The 17,452-nt window shown below is 59.5% G+C and carries 16 protein-coding genes and 1 tRNA gene; 11 read left to right on the plus strand and 6 right to left on the minus strand.

Annotated features, from left to right (window positions below):
* Window positions 1-83 precede the first annotated feature (83 nt).
* Window positions 84-713, minus strand: coding sequence for a riboflavin synthase (locus tag LOKO_RS10110; protein ID WP_066448486.1), 630 nt, complete (start codon window positions 711-713; stop codon window positions 84-86).
* Window positions 714-1,138: 425 nt separating this feature from the next.
* Here LOKO_RS10110 and LOKO_RS10115 point away from each other — a divergent pair, with 425 nt between their 5' ends.
* From LOKO_RS10115 to LOKO_RS10130, 4 genes are all read left to right on the plus strand, one after another.
* The gene (locus tag LOKO_RS10115) at window positions 1,139-2,212 is read left to right on the plus strand and encodes a methionine ABC transporter ATP-binding protein (protein WP_066448487.1); all 1,074 of its coding nucleotides are present in this window, start codon (window positions 1,139-1,141) and stop codon (window positions 2,210-2,212) included.
* Window positions 2,193-2,846, plus strand: a complete 654-nt coding sequence (locus LOKO_RS10120) for a methionine ABC transporter permease (protein ID WP_066448489.1) — start codon at window positions 2,193-2,195, stop codon at window positions 2,844-2,846. Before LOKO_RS10115 ends, LOKO_RS10120 begins: the two co-directional genes overlap by 20 nt.
* Before the next feature lie 25 nt (window positions 2,847-2,871).
* Window positions 2,872-3,687, plus strand: coding sequence for a MetQ/NlpA family ABC transporter substrate-binding protein (locus LOKO_RS10125; protein ID WP_066448492.1), 816 nt, complete (start codon window positions 2,872-2,874; stop codon window positions 3,685-3,687).
* A gap of 116 nt (window positions 3,688-3,803) precedes the next feature.
* Window positions 3,804-4,262: a GAF domain-containing protein gene (locus LOKO_RS10130; RefSeq protein ID WP_066448496.1), complete on the plus strand. Its 459-nt coding sequence runs from the start codon at window positions 3,804-3,806 to the stop codon at window positions 4,260-4,262.
* Window positions 4,263-4,768: 506 nt separating this feature from the next.
* Here the strand turns inward: LOKO_RS10130 and LOKO_RS10135 are convergent.
* Window positions 4,769-4,845, minus strand: a tRNA-Val gene (locus tag LOKO_RS10135).
* A gap of 72 nt (window positions 4,846-4,917) precedes the next feature.
* The gene (gene glpK, locus LOKO_RS10140; protein ID WP_066452318.1) at window positions 4,918-6,405 is read right to left on the minus strand and encodes a glycerol kinase GlpK; all 1,488 of its coding nucleotides are present in this window, start codon (window positions 6,403-6,405) and stop codon (window positions 4,918-4,920) included.
* Between the two features lie 148 nt (window positions 6,406-6,553).
* Here glpK and LOKO_RS10145 point away from each other — a divergent pair, with 148 nt between their 5' ends.
* Both LOKO_RS10145 and glpD read left to right on the plus strand, forming a co-directional pair.
* Window positions 6,554-7,312, plus strand: a complete 759-nt coding sequence (locus LOKO_RS10145) for a DeoR/GlpR family transcriptional regulator (protein ID WP_066448503.1) — start codon at window positions 6,554-6,556, stop codon at window positions 7,310-7,312.
* A gap of 175 nt (window positions 7,313-7,487) precedes the next feature.
* A complete protein-coding gene (glpD, locus tag LOKO_RS10150) occupies window positions 7,488-8,990 on the plus strand; it encodes a glycerol-3-phosphate dehydrogenase (RefSeq protein ID WP_066448505.1) in 1,503 nt (500 codons plus the stop codon).
* Window positions 8,991-9,004: 14 nt separating this feature from the next.
* Here glpD and LOKO_RS10155 read toward each other — a convergent pair whose 3' ends face one another.
* Window positions 9,005-10,384 carry a class II fumarate hydratase gene (locus tag LOKO_RS10155; protein ID WP_066448508.1) on the minus strand — a complete coding sequence of 460 codons (1,380 nt, stop codon included), beginning with the start codon at window positions 10,382-10,384 and terminating at the stop codon, window positions 9,005-9,007.
* 382 nt (window positions 10,385-10,766) lie between these two features.
* Here LOKO_RS10155 and LOKO_RS10160 point away from each other — a divergent pair, with 382 nt between their 5' ends.
* Window positions 10,767-11,294 (plus strand): hypothetical protein, encoded by a 528-nt coding sequence (locus tag LOKO_RS10160; protein ID WP_235588838.1) that lies wholly within the window; start codon window positions 10,767-10,769, stop codon window positions 11,292-11,294.
* Between the two features lie 56 nt (window positions 11,295-11,350).
* On the opposite strand, the gene LOKO_RS10165 is transcribed toward LOKO_RS10160, so the two are convergent.
* Window positions 11,351-11,998, minus strand: coding sequence for a helix-turn-helix domain-containing protein (locus LOKO_RS10165; protein WP_066448514.1), 648 nt, complete (start codon window positions 11,996-11,998; stop codon window positions 11,351-11,353).
* 372 nt (window positions 11,999-12,370) lie between these two features.
* Between LOKO_RS10165 and LOKO_RS10170 the strand changes: the two genes are divergently transcribed.
* Complete coding sequence (locus LOKO_RS10170) at window positions 12,371-13,045, plus strand: sensor domain-containing diguanylate cyclase (protein WP_158509939.1); 675 nt, start codon at window positions 12,371-12,373, stop codon at window positions 13,043-13,045.
* 562 nt (window positions 13,046-13,607) lie between these two features.
* Here the strand turns inward: LOKO_RS10170 and LOKO_RS10175 are convergent.
* Window positions 13,608-13,865 carry a hypothetical protein gene (locus LOKO_RS10175; protein WP_066448518.1) on the minus strand — a complete coding sequence of 86 codons (258 nt, stop codon included), beginning with the start codon at window positions 13,863-13,865 and terminating at the stop codon, window positions 13,608-13,610.
* 758 nt (window positions 13,866-14,623) lie between these two features.
* Here LOKO_RS10175 and LOKO_RS10180 point away from each other — a divergent pair.
* Genes LOKO_RS10180 through LOKO_RS20185 form a run of 3 tightly spaced genes read left to right on the plus strand, consistent with a single transcriptional unit; the run spans window position 14,624 to window position 17,304 of the window.
* Window positions 14,624-15,292, plus strand: coding sequence for a histidine phosphatase family protein (locus LOKO_RS10180; protein WP_066448519.1), 669 nt, complete (start codon window positions 14,624-14,626; stop codon window positions 15,290-15,292).
* Window positions 15,293-15,301: 9 nt separating this feature from the next.
* Window positions 15,302-17,212, plus strand: a complete 1,911-nt coding sequence (locus LOKO_RS20180) for a putative bifunctional diguanylate cyclase/phosphodiesterase (protein WP_066448520.1) — start codon at window positions 15,302-15,304, stop codon at window positions 17,210-17,212.
* Window positions 17,209-17,304: a tetratricopeptide repeat protein gene (locus LOKO_RS20185; protein ID WP_235588839.1), complete on the plus strand. Its 96-nt coding sequence runs from the start codon at window positions 17,209-17,211 to the stop codon at window positions 17,302-17,304. Before LOKO_RS20180 ends, LOKO_RS20185 begins: the two co-directional genes overlap by 4 nt.
* The last annotated feature ends 148 nt before the right edge of the window (window positions 17,305-17,452 follow it).

Here is a 17,452-nt window from a genome sequence, read left to right on the forward strand (position 1 = left end):
GTCTCTTTTTAAGCAAACCCCAGGCCATGTACCAGCATGCTCGCCAACGGAAACTTGACGAAACGGTCAATCCAACGCTGTCATCAAGCCCCGCGGGCGGCCAGCACGCGCTCCACGGTTTCAACGATCGCCTGCGTCTGGGGATCGACCTCGATATTGACTCGATCCCCGGGCACACGATCCACCAGAATGGTGCGTGCCAGCGTCTCAGGTATCAGATCGACGCAGAACCGTGGGCCATTATCGACGTTGGCAGCCCTCACCTCACCGATGGTCAGGCTGATGCCGTCGACACCGATGTAGCCCTTGGCGAAGAGGAAGCGGCCCAGCGCATGGGGAACCTCGAACCAGAGCCGGCGGTTGTTCGGTGCCTCGTCCAGCTCCACCAGTTCGGCCATGGCCATGACGTGACCGGACATGGCATGCCCACCGATTTCATCTCCGAAGCGCGCCGCTCGCTCGATGTTGACCCGGTCCCCCACCCCGAGCGCGCCCAGGTTGGTCACTTTCAGTGTCTCGCGCATCAGGTCGAATCGGACCTGCTGGCCCTCGATGGCCGTCACGGTCAGGCAGACGCCGTTGTGAGAGACGGAGGCGCCGGGCTCCAGCCCCTGGCGCAGCTCATCGGAAAGAACCACGACATGGGTGCGGAAGGCCTCGGCCTCCTCGATCGCCACAATTTCCGCCGTGCCCTGGACGATACCTGTGAACATGGAGTTTCCTCGTGCAGCTCCCGGGCGGGAGGTTGAAATAGGGGTTGAGACAGGGCTGGCAGTGTAGGAAGTCGCGGGGCGCACGTCTATCCGGCGTCTTTCCACCTACCGGATTCTGGCCAGAAAAAGGCAGGCAATTCCAACCCACCACAGCGAATCTTGCTGCTTTATGGCCAACTCCTGCACAAGATACACCACCCCGATTGACAGCTTACGTCTTTGGTCGTAACATTGGCCGCCACATTTAAAGGCGCCGATTTGTACCCGGATTGCGGGCGCCCATGCCGTCGAGTGCGTTGAGCATTCATCGACATGAAGTGCAGCTAAAAGGGTGTGTCCAGCGTTGATGGCCACCCGTCAGGGTGGCCTTTTTTTTGGTACCCACTGCCCGCCCCGCAACGACACGGCCCGTCAGTGGAAGCCAGATGATCACGTTACGCAACGTCTCCAAGACCTATCCTATCAAGGGCGGCCACAAGGATGGCGCTCGAGGCCACGTCAAGGTCGTCGAAGCCCTGAAGAACGCGAACCTCCATGTGCCCCAGGGCAGCATTCACGGTGTGATCGGCCTGTCCGGCGCCGGCAAGTCGACCCTGATTCGCTGTGTCAACCTGCTTGAGCGCCCCACCAGCGGCAGCGTGACGGTGGACGGCCAGGAGATGACGCGCCTCTCCTCCGCGGCCCTGAACCAGGCTCGACACCGCATCGGCATGATCTTTCAGCATTTCAACCTGCTGACCACGCGCAACGTGTACGACAACATCGCCCTGCCCCTCGAGCTGATGGGCATGAAGCGCGCCGCCATCCGCGAGCGCGTGATGCCGCTGCTCGAGCTCACCGGGCTGACGGACAAGATCAGCCAGTATCCCGCCCAGCTCTCCGGCGGTCAGAAGCAGCGTGTCGCCATCGCCAGGGCATTGGCCAGCGAGCCCCGGGTATTGCTGTGTGACGAAGCGACCTCCGCCCTCGACCCCCAGACCACGGGCTCGATCCTGGAGTTGCTGCGCGATATCAATCAGAAACTGGGCCTGACCATCCTGCTGATCACCCACGAGATGGAGGTGGTCAAGTCGATTTGCCATCGGGTCAGCCTGATTTCCGACGGCGAACTGGTCGAGGAAGCCGATGTCGGTGACTTCTTCACCGCCCCCGGCACGCAGCTGGGCCGCGAGTTTCTCAACGATTTCCTGCAGCTGGAGCCGCCGAAGGGGCTGGTCGAGCGCCTGGAAGCCGAGCCCGGCGAGCATACCCACCCGGTCGTGCGGCTGGCGTTTTCCGGCGATGCCGTCTCCACCCCGCTGATCTCTCGACTGGCACGGGATTGCGAGGTCGATGTCAGCATTCTCCAGGCCAAGGTGGAGTCAATCCAGGAGCGCACCCTGGGGCTGATGATCGCCGAGTTGCTGGGGCCGGCCGAAAAAACGCGCCAGGCCATCGACTTTCTCGAATCCCATGATCTTCACGTGGAGGTGCTCGGCCATGTCCAGCGCGATGATTGACCTCATCATCAAGGCCACCCTGGATACGTTGTACATGGTGGGTGTCTCCGGCTTCCTTGCGGCGCTGTTCGGCGTACCGCTGGGGGTGATGCTGTATGTCACACGGCCACGGCAGATACTCGCCCGCCCTGCCCTGAACCAGGCGCTGGGCATCGTCACCAACGTCGGCCGCTCCATCCCCTTCATCATCCTGATGGTGGCCATCATTCCCTTCACCCGCATGGTGGTCGGCACCTCCATCGGGACCAATGCCGCCATCGTGCCGTTGACCATCGCCGCCATTCCCTTCGTGGCCAGGCTGGTGGAGGGCGCGCTCAACGAAATACCGCCGGGCCTGGTCGAAGCCGCCCAGTCCATGGGCGCCACGCCGGGGCAGATCATCACCAAGGTGCTGCTGCCCGAGGCCCGCGGCGGCATCATCACCGGACTGACGATCACCATCGTTACCCTCGTGAGCTACTCGGCCATGGCCGGCGCCGTGGGCGGCGGCGGCCTGGGCGACCTGGGCATTCGGTACGGCTACAACCGCTTCAACCCCACCGTCATGCTGATCACTGTGGCGATCCTGGTGGTCATGGTCCAGGGCTTTCAAAGCCTGGGGGATTATCTGGTACGCAAGTCGGATCGCAAGTGACGCAACACCCAAGGAGAACGACCCAATGCAAACAACCCTGACCCGCCTGCTCGGCGCCGCCACACTAGCCAGCGCCACCCTGCTCGCCGGCTGCGGCGGAGACGACGCCGACACCGAGACACGCTCGATCAAGGTCGGCACCATGTCCGGCCCCGAATCCGAGGTGATGGAAGTGGCGGTCCAGATCGCCCCCGAGCGCTACGACCTCCAGGTGGAGATCATCGAGTTCACCGACTACGTATCGCCCAACGCGGCCCTGGCCGACGGCAGCCTGGATGCCAACGCCTTCCAGCACGAGCCCTACCTGCAGAGCATGGTGGATGATCGTGGCTATGACCTGACGGTTGCCGGCTACACCTTCGTCTATCCCATCGGCGCCTATTCGGAAAGACACACCGATATCGCAGACCTGCCGGAGCGTGCCCTCATCGCCCTGCCCAACGACCCCACCAACGGTGGCCGTGCGATGATCCTGATGCACAACGCCGGCCTTATCGAGCTGGATGACCCGGAAAACCTGGAGGCGACGCCGGTCAACGTGGTCGACAACCCGAACGACTTCCGTTTCCGCGAGATCGAAGCCGCCCAGCTCCCGCGGGTCCTGCCCGACGTGGACCTGGCCTTCATCAATAACACCTTCGCCCAACCTGCCGGCCTGAGCCTGGATGATGCCCTGATCAAGGAAGGACCCGATTCGCCCTACGTCAACCTGATTGCCGTGCGCAGCGGTGACGAGGAGCGCGAGGAGATCCAGCAGCTGGTCTCGGCCTACCAGAGCGACGAGGTTGCCGCCAAGGCACTGGAGTTGTTCGACGGCGGCGCGGTGCCCGGCTGGGAGTGACGAAAACACTCAGCGCCATGGATCGGTACCCCCCATGGGCTAATCTACTGCCAGTATCACCGGGGCCGGCCTTGAGCCGGCCTCCTTCATTCAAGACATGGCATTCAGGAGCGAAGATGACGCCCGATTACGCCCTACTCGCCCGACAACTAGAAGCCCTTTTCGACAGCCGTGACTGGCTAACCAACAGCGCCCAGACCTGCGCGTTCATCATGCAGGAAGTACCCGAACTCAATTGGGCGGGCTTCTACCTGCAGCGCGAACCCGAGCTGCTTAGCCTCGGCCCCTTCCAGGGCAAACCCGCCTGCAATCCGATTCCGTTCACCAAGGGCGTATGCGGTGCTGCGGCCCGCACGCAACAGACCCAGCGCATCGACGACGTTCATGCGGTTGCCGACCATATCGCCTGCGACGTAGCCTCCCGCTCCGAACTGGTCGTACCCATCATGACCAGGGACCGTCTATGGGGCGTTCTTGATCTGGACAGCCCTCGACACGCACGCTTCGACACCACCGACCAGGCGGGCATCGAAGACTTGGTTGCGGTGTTCATGGCGAGCACTGATCTGGATTGACCCCTGGGACAGCGTCGGCCGCTATCACTGTGCAGGAGTTTCTTCGATCCGATCCGACGCATCGGCGACTGAAGGCCGAAGGACTCCCGGCGGGGTTGCCAACATTCGCGGTCATCACCGGCGTTTCAGCCTCCGCCGGGCGCCTGGCGCGATGCGGAGCAGCGCTCCAACAGCTGCTTTCTCCACCGACAGTGCCACGCCGCTGTAGGAGTAGCTTTAGCTCACGACTGGAGGCCGCAGGCCTCCCGGCAGTGTTGCCGGTATTCGCGACAACAACCAATCTTTCAGCCTCCGCCGGGCGCCTGACGGCGCCAGTCGCGATGGAAACTCGGGGCGCCGAACCGAGCGCTCCAACAGCGAATCTCTCCACCGACGGTGCCACGTCGTTGTTGGAGTATCTTCGATCCGGTCCGACGCAGCGGCCTCCACCAGGCGCCTGCTGGGTCTTATGCGTAATCAGGAAAGCGAAACGCCCCGCAGCAGGGCTGCGAGGCGTTTCGGGAATCTGGTAGGACCAGGCGGATTTGAACCGCCGACCTCCACGATGTCAACGTGGCGCTCTAACCAACTGAGCTATGGTCCTTCATCCCGCGGGGCGAAAAAGCGCCTCGGCAACGGATGCATATCTTACCGATATCGCTGAATTTTGCAAGCTTCAGGGCGCGCTTTTTACTCGCTCCACCGCTGCCAGCCAGCCCTGATAGAGCCGCTCCCGCTCCGCCTCTGGCATCTGCGGCAGGAAACTCTGCTCACAGCGCCAGAGGTCGGCGATTTCGTCCAGGTCCCGATACCAGCCGAGATGCAGGCCTGCCATGTAGGCGGCACCTAGCGCCGTGGTCTCGAGCACTGTTGGCCGGTCGACCTGTACGTCCAGCGTGTCAGCCAGGAACTGAACCAGCCAGCTGTTGCTGACCATCCCGCCATCGACACGAAGCTTGCCCGGGGTTGCCTCCATGTCGTCGCGCATGCAGGCCTGTAGATCCCGGGTCTGGTAGCAGACGGCCTGCAGGCCGGCGGCAACGATCTCGGCAATGCCGGTATCCCGAGTCAGACCGAAGATTGCTCCGCGCGCTTTCGGATCCCAGTGCGGCGCCCCAAGGCCGGTAAAGGCCGGCACCAGATAGACGCTGTGACCATCCCGGGTCTCGCGAGCCAGCGCCTCGGTCTCGGAGGCATTGTCGAACAGCTTGAGACCGTCGCGCAGCCACTGAACGGCGGCCCCGGCCACGAAGATGCTGCCTTCCATGGCATAGGTAGGCTTGCCATCGATACGATAGGCCACGGTGGTCAGCAACCGATTCCGCGAGACGGCAGCCTTGTCTCCCGTATTGACGATCATGAAGCAGCCGGTGCCGTAGGTGCTCTTGCCCATGCCCGGCTGGAAGCAGGCCTGCCCGACCAGGGCGGCCTGCTGGTCGCCGATGACACCACCGATCGGCAGCGCCTCTCCCAGCAGGCACGCCTCGGTATGACCGAAGTTGGCGCTACTGTCGCGGACCTCGGGCAACAGCGCCGCAGGAATATCAAACAACGCAAGGAGTTCGTCATCCCACTGCTGGGTATGGATATTGAACAGCATGGTTCGGGACGCATTGGTGGCGTCGGTGGCATGCACCTGGCCGCCGGTAAGACGCCAGAGCAGGAAAGTATCCACGGTGCCGAAGGCCAGCTCGCCCTGCTCGGCGCGCTTGCGAGCACCCTCGACGTTGTCCAGCAACCAGGAAAGCTTGGTCGCCGAAAAATAGGGATCGATCAACAGTCCGGTACGCGCCTGCACCAGCTCCGAATGTCCCTGGTCCCGTAGCCTCTGGCAAGCGTCTGCCGTGCGGCGGTCCTGCCAGACGATGGCGTTGTAGATCGGCTCACCGGTGTGCCGGTCCCATAGCAGGGTGGTTTCACGCTGGTTAGTGATGCCGATGCCAGCAATGCATGACAATGGCTCATCGCTCTTCTTGACCACCTCTCTACACGTGGCCAACACCGTATTCCAGATCGCCTCGGGGTCGTGCTCGATCCAGCCGTCGTGAGGAAATAGCTGGGGAAACTCTTGCTGAGCGACGTGAGCCACATTGCCGGTGCGGTCGAAGAGGATGGCCCGGGAGCTGGTTGTCCCCTGGTCGATGGCAAGCAGGTAGTCGGCCATGATATGTCCTGTCATTGTATGTTCGTTTATGATCACCAAGGGTACTGCAGTGTGTTCGCATTGCTCTACGACTTTCGACGCAGCCCCCACCGCCTCTGCCGCTAACTCGCCGAATGGCTTACAATCTCGGGATCGCTAGGGAGCCGACATGAATCAACAACAACGCCAGGATGCCATCGTCGATTTGGTCCGCCGTCAGGGCTATGCCAGCATCGAACAGCTTACGGAACACTTCGCCGTCACCCCGCAGACGGTGAGACGCGACCTCAATGCCCTGGCAGAAGAAGGTATGATACGCCGCGTTCACGGTGGAGCTGGCCTGGAGTCGAGTACCGTCAATACCGCCTACAGCACCCGTAAGAACCTCAATCTCGAGGCCAAGCGACGCATTGCCAGTCTGGTGGCCAGCCACATTCCCGACCACGCTTCGCTCTTCATCAACATCGGTACCAGTAATGAAGTTGTGGCCGAAGCCCTGCTCGATCATCAGGGGTTGGAGGTGATCACCAACAATCTCAATGTCGCGGCCATCCTTCAGCACAAGGAAGACTTCAACGTCATCATAGCCGGGGGGCAGGTGCGCTCCCGCGACGGCGGCATCATCGGCGAAGCCACCATCGACTTCATCAACCAGTTCAAGGTCGATTACGGCATCATCGGTATCAGCGGTGTTGACGAGGATGGCTCACTGCTTGAGTTCGACTACCAGGAAGCCCGGGTAGCGCAGGCCATCATTCGGAACTCACGCCAGGTCTATCTCACCGCGGACCATTCCAAGTTCCATCGCAATCCGGTGGTACGCCAGGGCAATATCGCCCAGCTCGACGCCCTGTTCACCGATCGCCAGCCACCCGAAGCAATCGTACATTTGATGAAGGCACACGACGTGGCCCTGCACCTCGCCTGATAGCACTGCGTTCGGCCAACCGCATGACTGCCCCACCCGCTTCTCTCCGGCGCCCCCTTGGAGCCGGCGTACTACACTTTTCCCCTTGATGTTCGCTTTCGATTCATCTATGTTCGTTTTCAAACACGACATGATGCCTGGCGGTGTGACGCCAGCTTGACGGAGCTTGTATTCCATGGCGGATACCCCACGCGACCTGCTCGACATGTACATCATCGGTGGCGGCATCAACGGCACGGGCATCGCCAACGATGCCGCCGGTCGCGGTCTTGCCGTCGGGCTCTGTGAGCAGGGCGACCTGGCAGGCGCCACTTCTTCAGCAAGCAGCAAGCTGATCCACGGCGGGCTTCGCTACCTGGAGCACCACGAGTTTCGCCTGGTAGGTGAAGCACTGCGGGAGAGGGAAACGCTGCTTAAGAAAGCGCCTCACATCATCTGGCCATTACGCTTCATTCTTCCCCATCGCTCGCACTTGCGCCCAGCCTGGATGATCCGCGCCGGCCTGTTCCTGTACGACCATCTGGGCAAGCGCGAACAGCTTCCTGGCTCGCGAGGCGTTCGCTTCGACTCGGATTCGCCGCTGAAACCCGAAATCATGCGCGGTTTCGAATATTCGGACTGCTGGGTGGATGATGCCCGGCTGGTAGTCCTCAATGCCATACAAGCCCGCGAAAGCGGAGCCGAGGTTCTGGTTCGCACACGCTGCACTGCGGCCTACGAGGAGCAGGGCCACTGGTGCATTGAGCTCGAGGACATGCGAACCGGAAAGTGCTTGCGTCGCTATGCTCGCACCCTGGTCAATGCCGCTGGCCCCTGGGTGGAAAGCGTGATTCGGGAACAGACCCATCGCAGGTCACGCTATGCCATCCGCATGATTCAGGGTAGCCACCTGATCGTGCCAAGGCTCAACGCGGATGACCGCGCCTATATCCTTCAGAACAGCGATAGGCGCATCGTATTCGTACTACCCTATGAAGATGACTTCAGTCTGGTGGGTACCACCGATCGCCACTACGAGGGCGACCCCGGCAAGGTGGCTATCTTCGAGGAGGAAGTGGATTACCTGCTCGGGGTCGTCAATGCCAATTTCCGCCGCCAACTGAGCCGAAGCGACATCATCCACTCCTTTTCCGGGGTGCGCCCCCTCTGCGACGACGAATCGGCCGACCCTTCGGCAATGACCCGTGACTATACGCTGGCTTTCGATGAGCAAGGCGCCCCGCTGCTGTCGGTTTTCGGCGGCAAGATCACTACGTATCGCAAGCTGGCCGAGTCGGCACTCGAGATGCTCGCGCCTCGTTTTCCTGACATGGGCCGCCCCTGGACTGCAACCGCCGCGCTGCCCGGCGGAGACATCGCGAACCAGGTGGACTTCATCCAACGTCTGCTCGATACCTACCCCTGGCTAGGTGACGAGCGTGCCAGGCGCTTCGCCCGTAGCTACGGCAGCCTCTGCCTGCGCTTCCTGCGCGGGGCCACTTCGGAAGCCGATCTTGGCGAAGCGTTCGGTGCCGGGCTGACAGCCGCTGAAATCGACTACCTGATCGACCATGAGTGGGCAACGTGTATTGAGGATATCCTGTGGCGGCGCACCAAGCTGGGATTGCGCTTGACCCCTCGGCAGCAAAAAGCCTTGCTGCAGCATGTCGAGGCCCACTGCCAGGCGCTGGCGGCCTGAGCAACGATACCGCCTTACTCGGGGATCCCCCCACGGGTCAGGCTGTCGGGATTCAGCAATCGCTCCAGCTCCTCGCGACTCAGGTCAGTCTGCTCCTCAGCCACATCGATGATGGGTCGGCCCGCCTGGTAGGCTTGCTTGGCGATGGCCGCCGCGGCATCGTAGCCGAGGACACCGTTGAGCGCGGTAACCAGGATCGGGTTGCGCGCCAGTGGCGCGGCCAGGCTCTCCTCTCGCACCTTGAAGGTGGCAATGGCGCGGTCGGCCAGCAAGCGTGCTGTGTTGCTCATCAAGGTAATCGACGTCAGCAGATTGTAGGCCACGAGGGGCAGCATGACGTTCAACTGGAAGTTGCCACTCTGGCCAGCCACGGTCACCGCGGCGTCCAGGCCGATCACCTGTGTCGCTGCCTGAGCAGCCGACTCGGGGATAACCGGGTTGACCTTGCCCGGCATGATGGAGCTTCCGGGCTGCAGGGCTTCCAGCTCGATCTCACCCAGGCCGGCAAGCGGCCCCGAGTTCATCCAGCGCAGATCATTGGCAATCTTCATCACCACGCACGCCAGCCCCTTTAGCTGCCCGGAGAGCTCAACGGCACTATCCTGTGATGCGATGCTGGCGAAGAAACTGTCGTTGGGTTCCAGGGAGAGCCCCGTCTGCTCACTGAGTTCACGAGCAATGCGCTCGGCAAACTCGGGGTGTGCATTGATGCCGGTACCCACTGCCGTACCGCCCTGGGCGATCCGGCAGAGACGCAGCATGGCGCTGTCGAGTCGTTCGATGGCCTGGCCCAACTGGCTCGACCAACCGCCCAGCTCCTGGCTCAGGCGCAGCGGCATGGCATCCATCAGGTGGGTACGCCCGGTCTTCACGACCCCATCGAGCTCCAAGGCCCTCTCATCAATGATCGCCCGCAGATGCACCAGCGCGGGTCGCAGTCGCGTCGTCACCTCCAGTGCAGCAGAGAGATGGATGGCCGTGGGGATGACGTCATTGCTCGACTGGCCCATATTGACATGATCGTTGGGGCCAACCGTCAATTCATCGCGACTTGCCAGATGGGCGATTACTTCGTTGACGTTCATGTTACTCGAGGTACCGGAGCCGGTCTGGAAGACATCCACCGGAAACTGGCTGTCGTGATTGCCTTCGATGATCGCTTCGGCTGCATCGATAATAGCCTCGGCTCGCTCGGCATCCAGCAGTTGCAGGTCTCGATTAACCCGGGCCGCCGCCAGCTTGATTCGCGCAATGGCGTAGATGAAGGCTAGTGGCATCTCTTGCCCGGAGACCGGAAAGTTATTGATCGCCCGCTGTGTCTGGGGGCCATACAGGGCGTCCTGCGGCACCTTCAGCTCACCCATGCTGTCACGTTCGATACGATGGTCGCTCATCTCCCCTCCTCCCTGTCGGTACTGCCCTGCCAACAACACGCTTGGCCAAGACTCATGGCCAAGGCTTTTACCATGGTCGCCACTGACACCACTTGCAAGGGCATCAGGCACCTCGCCCGTGCAGGAGCGCCAAGCACGACGCAAACCTGAAGCGCCCCTTCGGCTCCGTTATTACAAAGCAAAACAGTAACAGAAGAACCAAACATCAAATTATTACATAACTAATATCGATGATGAGTTTCTTCAGTTTCATTATTCAAGTTTCTCCATTCGTCCCATTTCTTGATACCTATCGTGGAAACTAAAGTCTCAGTCAAACTAGGATTGCCTCACTGAAGCCCACTCAGCTCAGGATCAATAAGACGATAACGGAATGATATACATGAACAACTTGACAGCACTCACGCTCCTGCCACAGGAACAGCTCAGTATTGCCTACACCCATGAAACGGGGGAGCTGAACCGTTACCGGCGGCTGGCACTCAGCTTCCTGCCGATCGCTCCCCATATCAGTCGCCTGATGGCCGCCCTTGGCATAGAGTGCGAAGAGCGCATCCAGACGTTGCGCAACGTGGCCAGACAACTGGAACTCGAAGCCTGCGTCTCCCTGAACCCGCCCCGGGAATCACCGTTCCTGCCGCGCTCGCCCCAGCACTTCTTCGTGGTGGATGATGCCATGAGCCGGGATGCTCTGATGGCAACCGAGGATGCCGCCGAGGTCACATGCCGGCTCTTTGCCTGGCTGCTGGAAACCAATGCGACGCCGGAGCTGCATCGCCCCTTGCAGGCTTTCGTTGCCCAGAAGAACAACGAATACCGCATCATTCAAGAGCTACGAGAACCAGGCCGACCGATCTGGACCAGCCGCATGCCACAGCCCGTCAAGGCAACCAGTGCGATTGCGATATAGCGGCAGCGGGAACACTCTGCGCAGCGGGTACCGAACCCGCTGCGCCCGGCGCCCCACTAGGCTTCACGCTGGCGGTGGCGCCGGCCGTTGGCTGCCGCGAGGCTCTTCAGCCCCTCGAAATCGAGAATCAGGAACTCATGGCCGCTCACATCCAGTAGATTCTGCCGCTGGTAGCTCACCAGCACCCGACCCACGGTTTCCGGGGTCAGCCCCAGGTGGCTGGCGATATCGCTTCGCGACAGGGCCAGGCGGAAGTGGTGAGGCGAATAGCCCCGGAGCCGGAACCGCTCGGAAACGGCCAACAAAAAGCTGGCCAACCGAACTTCAGCCGTTCTACGCAGGAGCAGGGTTAGTCTCAGTCGCTCATCGTGCATCGCCTGGCTCAGGTAGCGAGGAAAAAGTCGACGTATCCCAGCGGAGCGAGTGCAAAGCTGGTCGAGCTGTTCGTACGGGATCTCGCATACACCGGTGGTTTCCAGGGCAACAAGCGACCCTGGATACGCACCCTCACCGATGGCGTCCAACCCAACCAGATCGCCAGGCAGACACAGCGCCGTGACGATATATTCGTCGCTGTCGGTCACGACGACCTGCTTGAGGCTACCCGTAAGGACGGCAAACAGGCGGTCGAATGCCGCTCCCTGGCTCGCCAGGACCTGGCGTTTTTCGAGCGTCTCGGCCGGGCGAACGATGCGACTGAACAAGGCCCTCTCTTCCAAGGGAAGGTCCGCAATTAGGCAAAGGTAATTGAGCCGGCATGAGAGACAGCTCAGTGCATCCGGATCACGGCTATAGATCTTGCCTTTACTCGTCATGACACCCCCCTATCCTGCTGGATTCAAAGGGATTGCCATGAGAAGTATAGAAGATGGCGGGGGTGGTGAAAGGTGGAAACCGTCATGCTTCGATGTAACGAGTAGGCAGTGAAACTAGCTGGGGGGATGATGAAAACCATGCAGCAGAGCATGACACACAAAACTAGCATTATTGCTGCATCGCGTTACCAACAGGGAGCTCGTGCCAGGGCTAGAAGGCACGAAAGAAATGAAAGGCACCAGAATGGAGGGGGCACGACAATGCTATCGTCGAAATGGCTTACACCGGATTGTCTATCCAGCCTCGGCAGCAATGCTGGCACAGTGGTGATGAGCCTTTGGGAGTTTTTCCCCGAACAGATGTTTCTAGCGCGAATCGAAGGTGGCGAAGCCTTTGTCATCGAGGCAGTCAATCCCGCACAGCAAGCCCAGTTGGGCAGCAAGCTGACTTGGGTAGGCAAAAATTTGGCCCACCTGCTCCCTTCACCCTTCGGCGATGATGTGATAGCCCACTGCATACGTTGTATGAAAGACGCGATGCCGGTTCGCTATGAGGCAACCTGCTGCTTGCTGGACAAGGAAGGCAAACAACGCCAGGTCCGCCGACAGCTCCTCTTGGTCCCGATCGCCAACCCACTGGGTGTTTTGACGCACCTGCTCGGTATCATCCATGACTCACCCTCGAATACCTGCACACAGCACGATTCACAGGCGCTGGAAGGGGAACTGGAGCGCCGAGTCATGGAGCGCACGAGCGAGCTGATGGCCGCCAACCTCCGACTGACCTACCAGGCCACCCATGACTGCCTCACGGAAACCTACAATCGACGCCATCTCCTCGAACTGGCCGACAACGAGTTCCGCAGGTCCGTGCGTTACGATCTATCGTTGTGCCTGATGATGCTAGACATAGACATTTATCAGACCATCTATTAGTTCACAAACTTTATCACTACTAAGTATCGCTGGAATAGTTACGCGAACCGCACTTGAAAATGTGTCCAAACAGATGTGAATTAATTCTACCTTATACTACATCACTGCCGCTAAAATTTTGGAGCATTCAAGTTGTTTGTTATCTCTTATATGAACGTTAATGTCGCATATACAGCTTGTCGCTCCATCGATTTTTTCTGATTTATCTGCCCATCTCCGTCTGAGTGAATAGATAGATACAATATATCTCAACCCTCGTGGAGCAGTTCCGATTTTCGCCCATTGGTTTGTAGCAATTTCTTTGAACGAAAATGCTTCTAGATCAATATGTTTCTTTGCAACTGCATTCCTATAAGGAGGTAGTATCGGCTGCAAATAATTATAATCAGTGCAAAACCTACAGAATCCGTTACCAATACCCCTCATCAGCTGCAATAATCTTTCAACATCGTCCGCGTGGCCACTACTGAAATGAGCAACTCTGTTCCTTATATGCACAATCTCATCTAGCTTTACTTCCCGTATATTCTTTGGAGACAAATACTCTGAGAATGAATTCCAGTTATTTTTGAATTATCTTAACGAGTTCAGTAAACGTGGTGAAACTTAGCGGCTTGCCATCGACTGTGGGTATATGAGTTAAGGCTTTATCTGATTCATAGGTTTTTAGTTTTATCAAACTTGAACCAGCTTTACCTTTCTTCGATTTTAATTCAACATACACCATTTCCTTCAGCCACTTTTCAAGCTGCCAAAGGCGGGCGTAAAAAACGAGGGTGTTTTCGTCAACCGTTGATATTTTATCTAATTCCGAGAACATAGCTACTCACTCTAATTGGAAGCTAACAGTGCATGTCCTGATATTGGATGAACACATCTGCGCGTTCTACAATTTTATCCAGTGCGCCTTTATACGTTTAAATGTTAATTTCATACGAATGTAAGTATAGCTCGGCTACCTATGCAGAATTCGCGTGCCTGCACGTTTTGTCGGAACCAATATACTGTATGCGTATCAACTTATTTAAAGAAGCCAAGCTTGGAGGTGCCCCCTGCCCCTCAGTTCATGGATAAGGTGATGGCGACCATTCTCGAGAAGCACTGCAGGGTCCTGCACAAGAAGTGCATGTCAGGAAAATTCGTGCGGTGCAGGAAATGCCGGGGTGGGTAGCCCGCTGGGTTGATTCGGGAATTTCAGGGACGCTACCGCCCTGCTGGCAGAACGAATGATAATCTCCCTCATCCCTAATGCGGCATCCCTGAGTACATTTTGGTACGTAAGCCACCTTTGTAGCTTTTTTACCTACCGTAACCAAGCAAGACGTGCAGGGCAACGCCTACCAAGACAGCATCAGGAAAATATTTGAGCGGCGTTGCCTTTAGGCATACGCCGTTTGCAGGCTAGCCAATTAGTCCGATGCTACGCCGCGGTGATGACACACGTGCCATGGACTGGATTGGCTGTCTCATGATTTGACAATGGTCAAGTCTGGGTATGTTAGGCCAAGGAATGACTGGTTTTTCAACTCAACCACATGGCATATTTCATTTTTTTCATGAATGTAGAAAGGGGCTGCCGTGGGGCCACTTGAAGCGCTGCGTACCAGACTGCTGCCGCTGTTATTGACGATGACTTTCCTGCTCGGCTCCGCCTGCCATGCGCTGGCAGCCGACGAGCACAACCCGACCGAGCCTACCCCGGAACTGCTCTCGGCATTGCACCACGGCGGCTTCGTGCTCTACCTCCGTCATGGTCCGACCGATACCCATATCCCCGACCAGGTACCGGTGAATTTCGACGACTGCGCCACTCAGCGGCCCCTGAGCGATGAGGGGCGGCAGGTCATGGAGGGCGTGGCCAAGCATCTGGCGCGCCATGACTGGCCGCTCGAAGCACCCATTCGGGTCAGCCCCTTCTGTCGCGCCCGGGAAACCGCTCGCATCGTGTTGCCAACCCAGGAATATGTGATCGACGACCTGCTGCGCTACACCGCAGCCATGACGAATGACGAAAAGCGGCCCGTGATCGAAAATACCGGAAAGGTGTTGGCATTGCCGGTAGAAGGCGACGTCAACCGCTTGATCGTGGCCCACGGGCCCAACCTGGCCGACCTGATGAACTACTTCCCCCCCGAAGGCACCCTGGTGATTTTCTCCCCGCTCGGCGAAGAGGGTTACCTTTATCGTGCCAGCATACCGCCCGATCTGTGGCCCTCGCTGGACTTACACCACGCTTTCGAGCAGTAAGGGAATCGCATGAAGCCAAGCCAGCCGCTGCTCTGGGTCTTTCTCCTGCCCACCCTGGTAGTGCTGGTCCCGGCACTGCTGTTCGGCTTCGGTGCGGTGCAGTTGCTCAAGGAGCGTGTGGGCCATAATCATACCAACCAGCTGGCAGACCTGGCCGCCCTACAGCAGACCGCCAACTACGAGCAGAACCTGGGCGAACTGCACAAGAACGTGGTGGAGATGTTGCAGCAGGCCGACCGTGGCGAGCTCTCACCGCTTGCCAGCTACCGCCTGCATTCGGATTTCGTCAATGTACTTGCCGCGCTTGGTGAACAGGTGCAGGCACTGACCGAAACGCCGCTGATGATCGACCTGAATCACGGCAGTGCCAACCAATTGATCGAGGCGTTCCACGCTTACCGTCGCTTTATCATCATGGCCAGCGATATTGCCACGATCGATCCTTCTACCGCCCGGCAATATCTGGACGAAGCGCAGCAGGAATTTCTGCGCTTCGCGATACTGACGGGGCATCTGTCATCCAAGCTGTCACAACGGACCAGCGATCGCACCGACAACTCCTATCAGGCCATCCTTGGGCACTTGCATAGGGTGATGCTGTTTGGCGGGGTGACCCTGCTGTTGATGCTGCTGGCGGCCTTCTACTCCGCTCGGGCTCTCAATCGCCACCTGCTGGCCATCGGCGAAGCGTTGCTCAGCCTTTCACGCCTGCGCCGAGAGGTTCCCGAGCTGCCACGCATACAGCGTCTGGCGGAGCGTGGCCGGGGCCAGTTGCGAAAGATTGCCCAAACGGTGCTTCGCCTGCGCGATAGCGAGGCGCGCCGCCTCGCCGCCGAGCGCAAGGCGCACCAGCTGACCCATTTCGATGGCCTGACGGAGCTGCCCAATTGGCACATGATGAGCGAGCATCTCGCCCACTCTCTCCAGCAGTGCCAGCGTGCGGGGCAATACGGCGCGCTGATCTATCTGGACATCGACCTCTTTCAGCAGATCAACGACAGCTATGGCCACCGCACCGGAGACCGGCTGCTGCGCGAGGTCGCCCAGCGATTGGGCGCCTTTCAGCAACAGGGCTGTATCCCGGGGCGCCTGGGTGGCGACGAGTTTCTGCTTGTCATCGATTCACTGCCGGCACAGGCGGACACGGCAGCCAGTTGCGTCGAGGAACTGGCCGACCGGATTCGCCTGGCCGTCGCCGAGCCCTACTCCATCGACGGTATTCAGCATTTCCTCTCTGCCAGCCAGGGGGTCGCCATGTTTCACGGCGACGACGAGGTGGAAACCCTGTTCAAGCTGGCCGATGCCGCCTGCCATCAGGCCAAGCTGGCCGGACGAGATACGATTCGCTTCCATGACGATGTCATCCAGGCCGTGATGCAGGCTCGCAACGAAACCAAGCGCGACCTGCGCCTGGCCCTGCAGCGCGGCGAGTTTCACCTGGTCTACCAGCTCCAGTACGACAAGGATCGTCGTGCCCTGGGAGCCGAAACACTGGTGCGCTGGCAACATCCCTCGCGAGGGATGATTTCACCGGCCGACTTCATTCCCCTGGCCGAAGAGAGCGGCCTGATCGTCCCGCTGGGGGACTGGATTCTCGAACAGGCATGTCGCCAGCTGGTGGCCTGGCAGAAGCACAGCGCCACGGCATACCTGAGCCTGGCCGTGAATGTAAGCGCCCGCCAGTTCAAGGAAGCCGATTTCGTCGAGCGTATTCATCGGGTCATTACTGCCAGCGGCGCCGCCCCCCAGCGCCTGAAGCTGGAGCTGACGGAGAGCAGCCTGCTCGAAGACGTCGAGGCCGGCATCGACAAGATGCAGCGCTTGAAGGCCCTTGGCATCAGCTTCGCCATGGACGATTTCGGCACCGGCTTATCGACGCACGCCTGGCGGTCGCGCAGGACGACCATGATGCCGCCGTGACCGCCCTCAGGTCGGTGATCGATGCGAGCAAGCGCGACTACATCCAGGGCCTGGCGCGACTGCGCCTGGCCCGGCTGCAGGTGTCCCANTGACAGGTCGGTACCCAACCCACGAATACCAGAGAGATCCACCGTCGCTGATAGCCCCTCGCTCCCTGACCCGTAGGCATTGAGGACACCGCATGCACCAGAGACAACCGAACCCTTGACAGGTCAATCCATACCAGGAGTATCTTCAGAT

Source organism: Halomonas chromatireducens, from assembly GCF_001545155.1.
GTDB lineage: Bacteria > Pseudomonadota > Gammaproteobacteria > Pseudomonadales > Halomonadaceae > Halomonas > Halomonas chromatireducens.

What these genes read in the sequence shown, in the direction of transcription:
- LOKO_RS10110 (WP_066448486.1), bottom strand. Translation starts at nt 713, where the DNA reads ATGTTCACAGGTATCGTCCAGGGCACGGCGGAAATTGTGGCGATCGAG.
- LOKO_RS10115 (WP_066448487.1), top strand. Translation starts at nt 1,139, where the DNA reads ATGATCACGTTACGCAACGTCTCCAAGACCTATCCTATCAAGGGCGGC.
- LOKO_RS10120 (WP_066448489.1), top strand. Translation starts at nt 2,193, where the DNA reads ATGTCCAGCGCGATGATTGACCTCATCATCAAGGCCACCCTGGATACG.
- LOKO_RS10125 (WP_066448492.1), top strand. Translation starts at nt 2,872, where the DNA reads ATGCAAACAACCCTGACCCGCCTGCTCGGCGCCGCCACACTAGCCAGC.
- LOKO_RS10130 (WP_066448496.1), top strand. Translation starts at nt 3,804, where the DNA reads ATGACGCCCGATTACGCCCTACTCGCCCGACAACTAGAAGCCCTTTTC.
- glpK (WP_066452318.1), bottom strand. Translation starts at nt 6,405, where the DNA reads ATGGCCGACTACCTGCTTGCCATCGACCAGGGGACAACCAGCTCCCGG.
- LOKO_RS10145 (WP_066448503.1), top strand. Translation starts at nt 6,554, where the DNA reads ATGAATCAACAACAACGCCAGGATGCCATCGTCGATTTGGTCCGCCGT.
- glpD (WP_066448505.1), top strand. Translation starts at nt 7,488, where the DNA reads ATGGCGGATACCCCACGCGACCTGCTCGACATGTACATCATCGGTGGC.
- LOKO_RS10155 (WP_066448508.1), bottom strand. Translation starts at nt 10,384, where the DNA reads ATGAGCGACCATCGTATCGAACGTGACAGCATGGGTGAGCTGAAGGTG.
- LOKO_RS10160 (WP_235588838.1), top strand. Translation starts at nt 10,767, where the DNA reads ATGAACAACTTGACAGCACTCACGCTCCTGCCACAGGAACAGCTCAGT.
- LOKO_RS10170 (WP_158509939.1), top strand. Translation starts at nt 12,371, where the DNA reads ATGCTATCGTCGAAATGGCTTACACCGGATTGTCTATCCAGCCTCGGC.
- LOKO_RS10175 (WP_066448518.1), bottom strand. Translation starts at nt 13,865, where the DNA reads ATGTTCTCGGAATTAGATAAAATATCAACGGTTGACGAAAACACCCTC.
- LOKO_RS20180 (WP_066448520.1), top strand. Translation starts at nt 15,302, where the DNA reads ATGAAGCCAAGCCAGCCGCTGCTCTGGGTCTTTCTCCTGCCCACCCTG.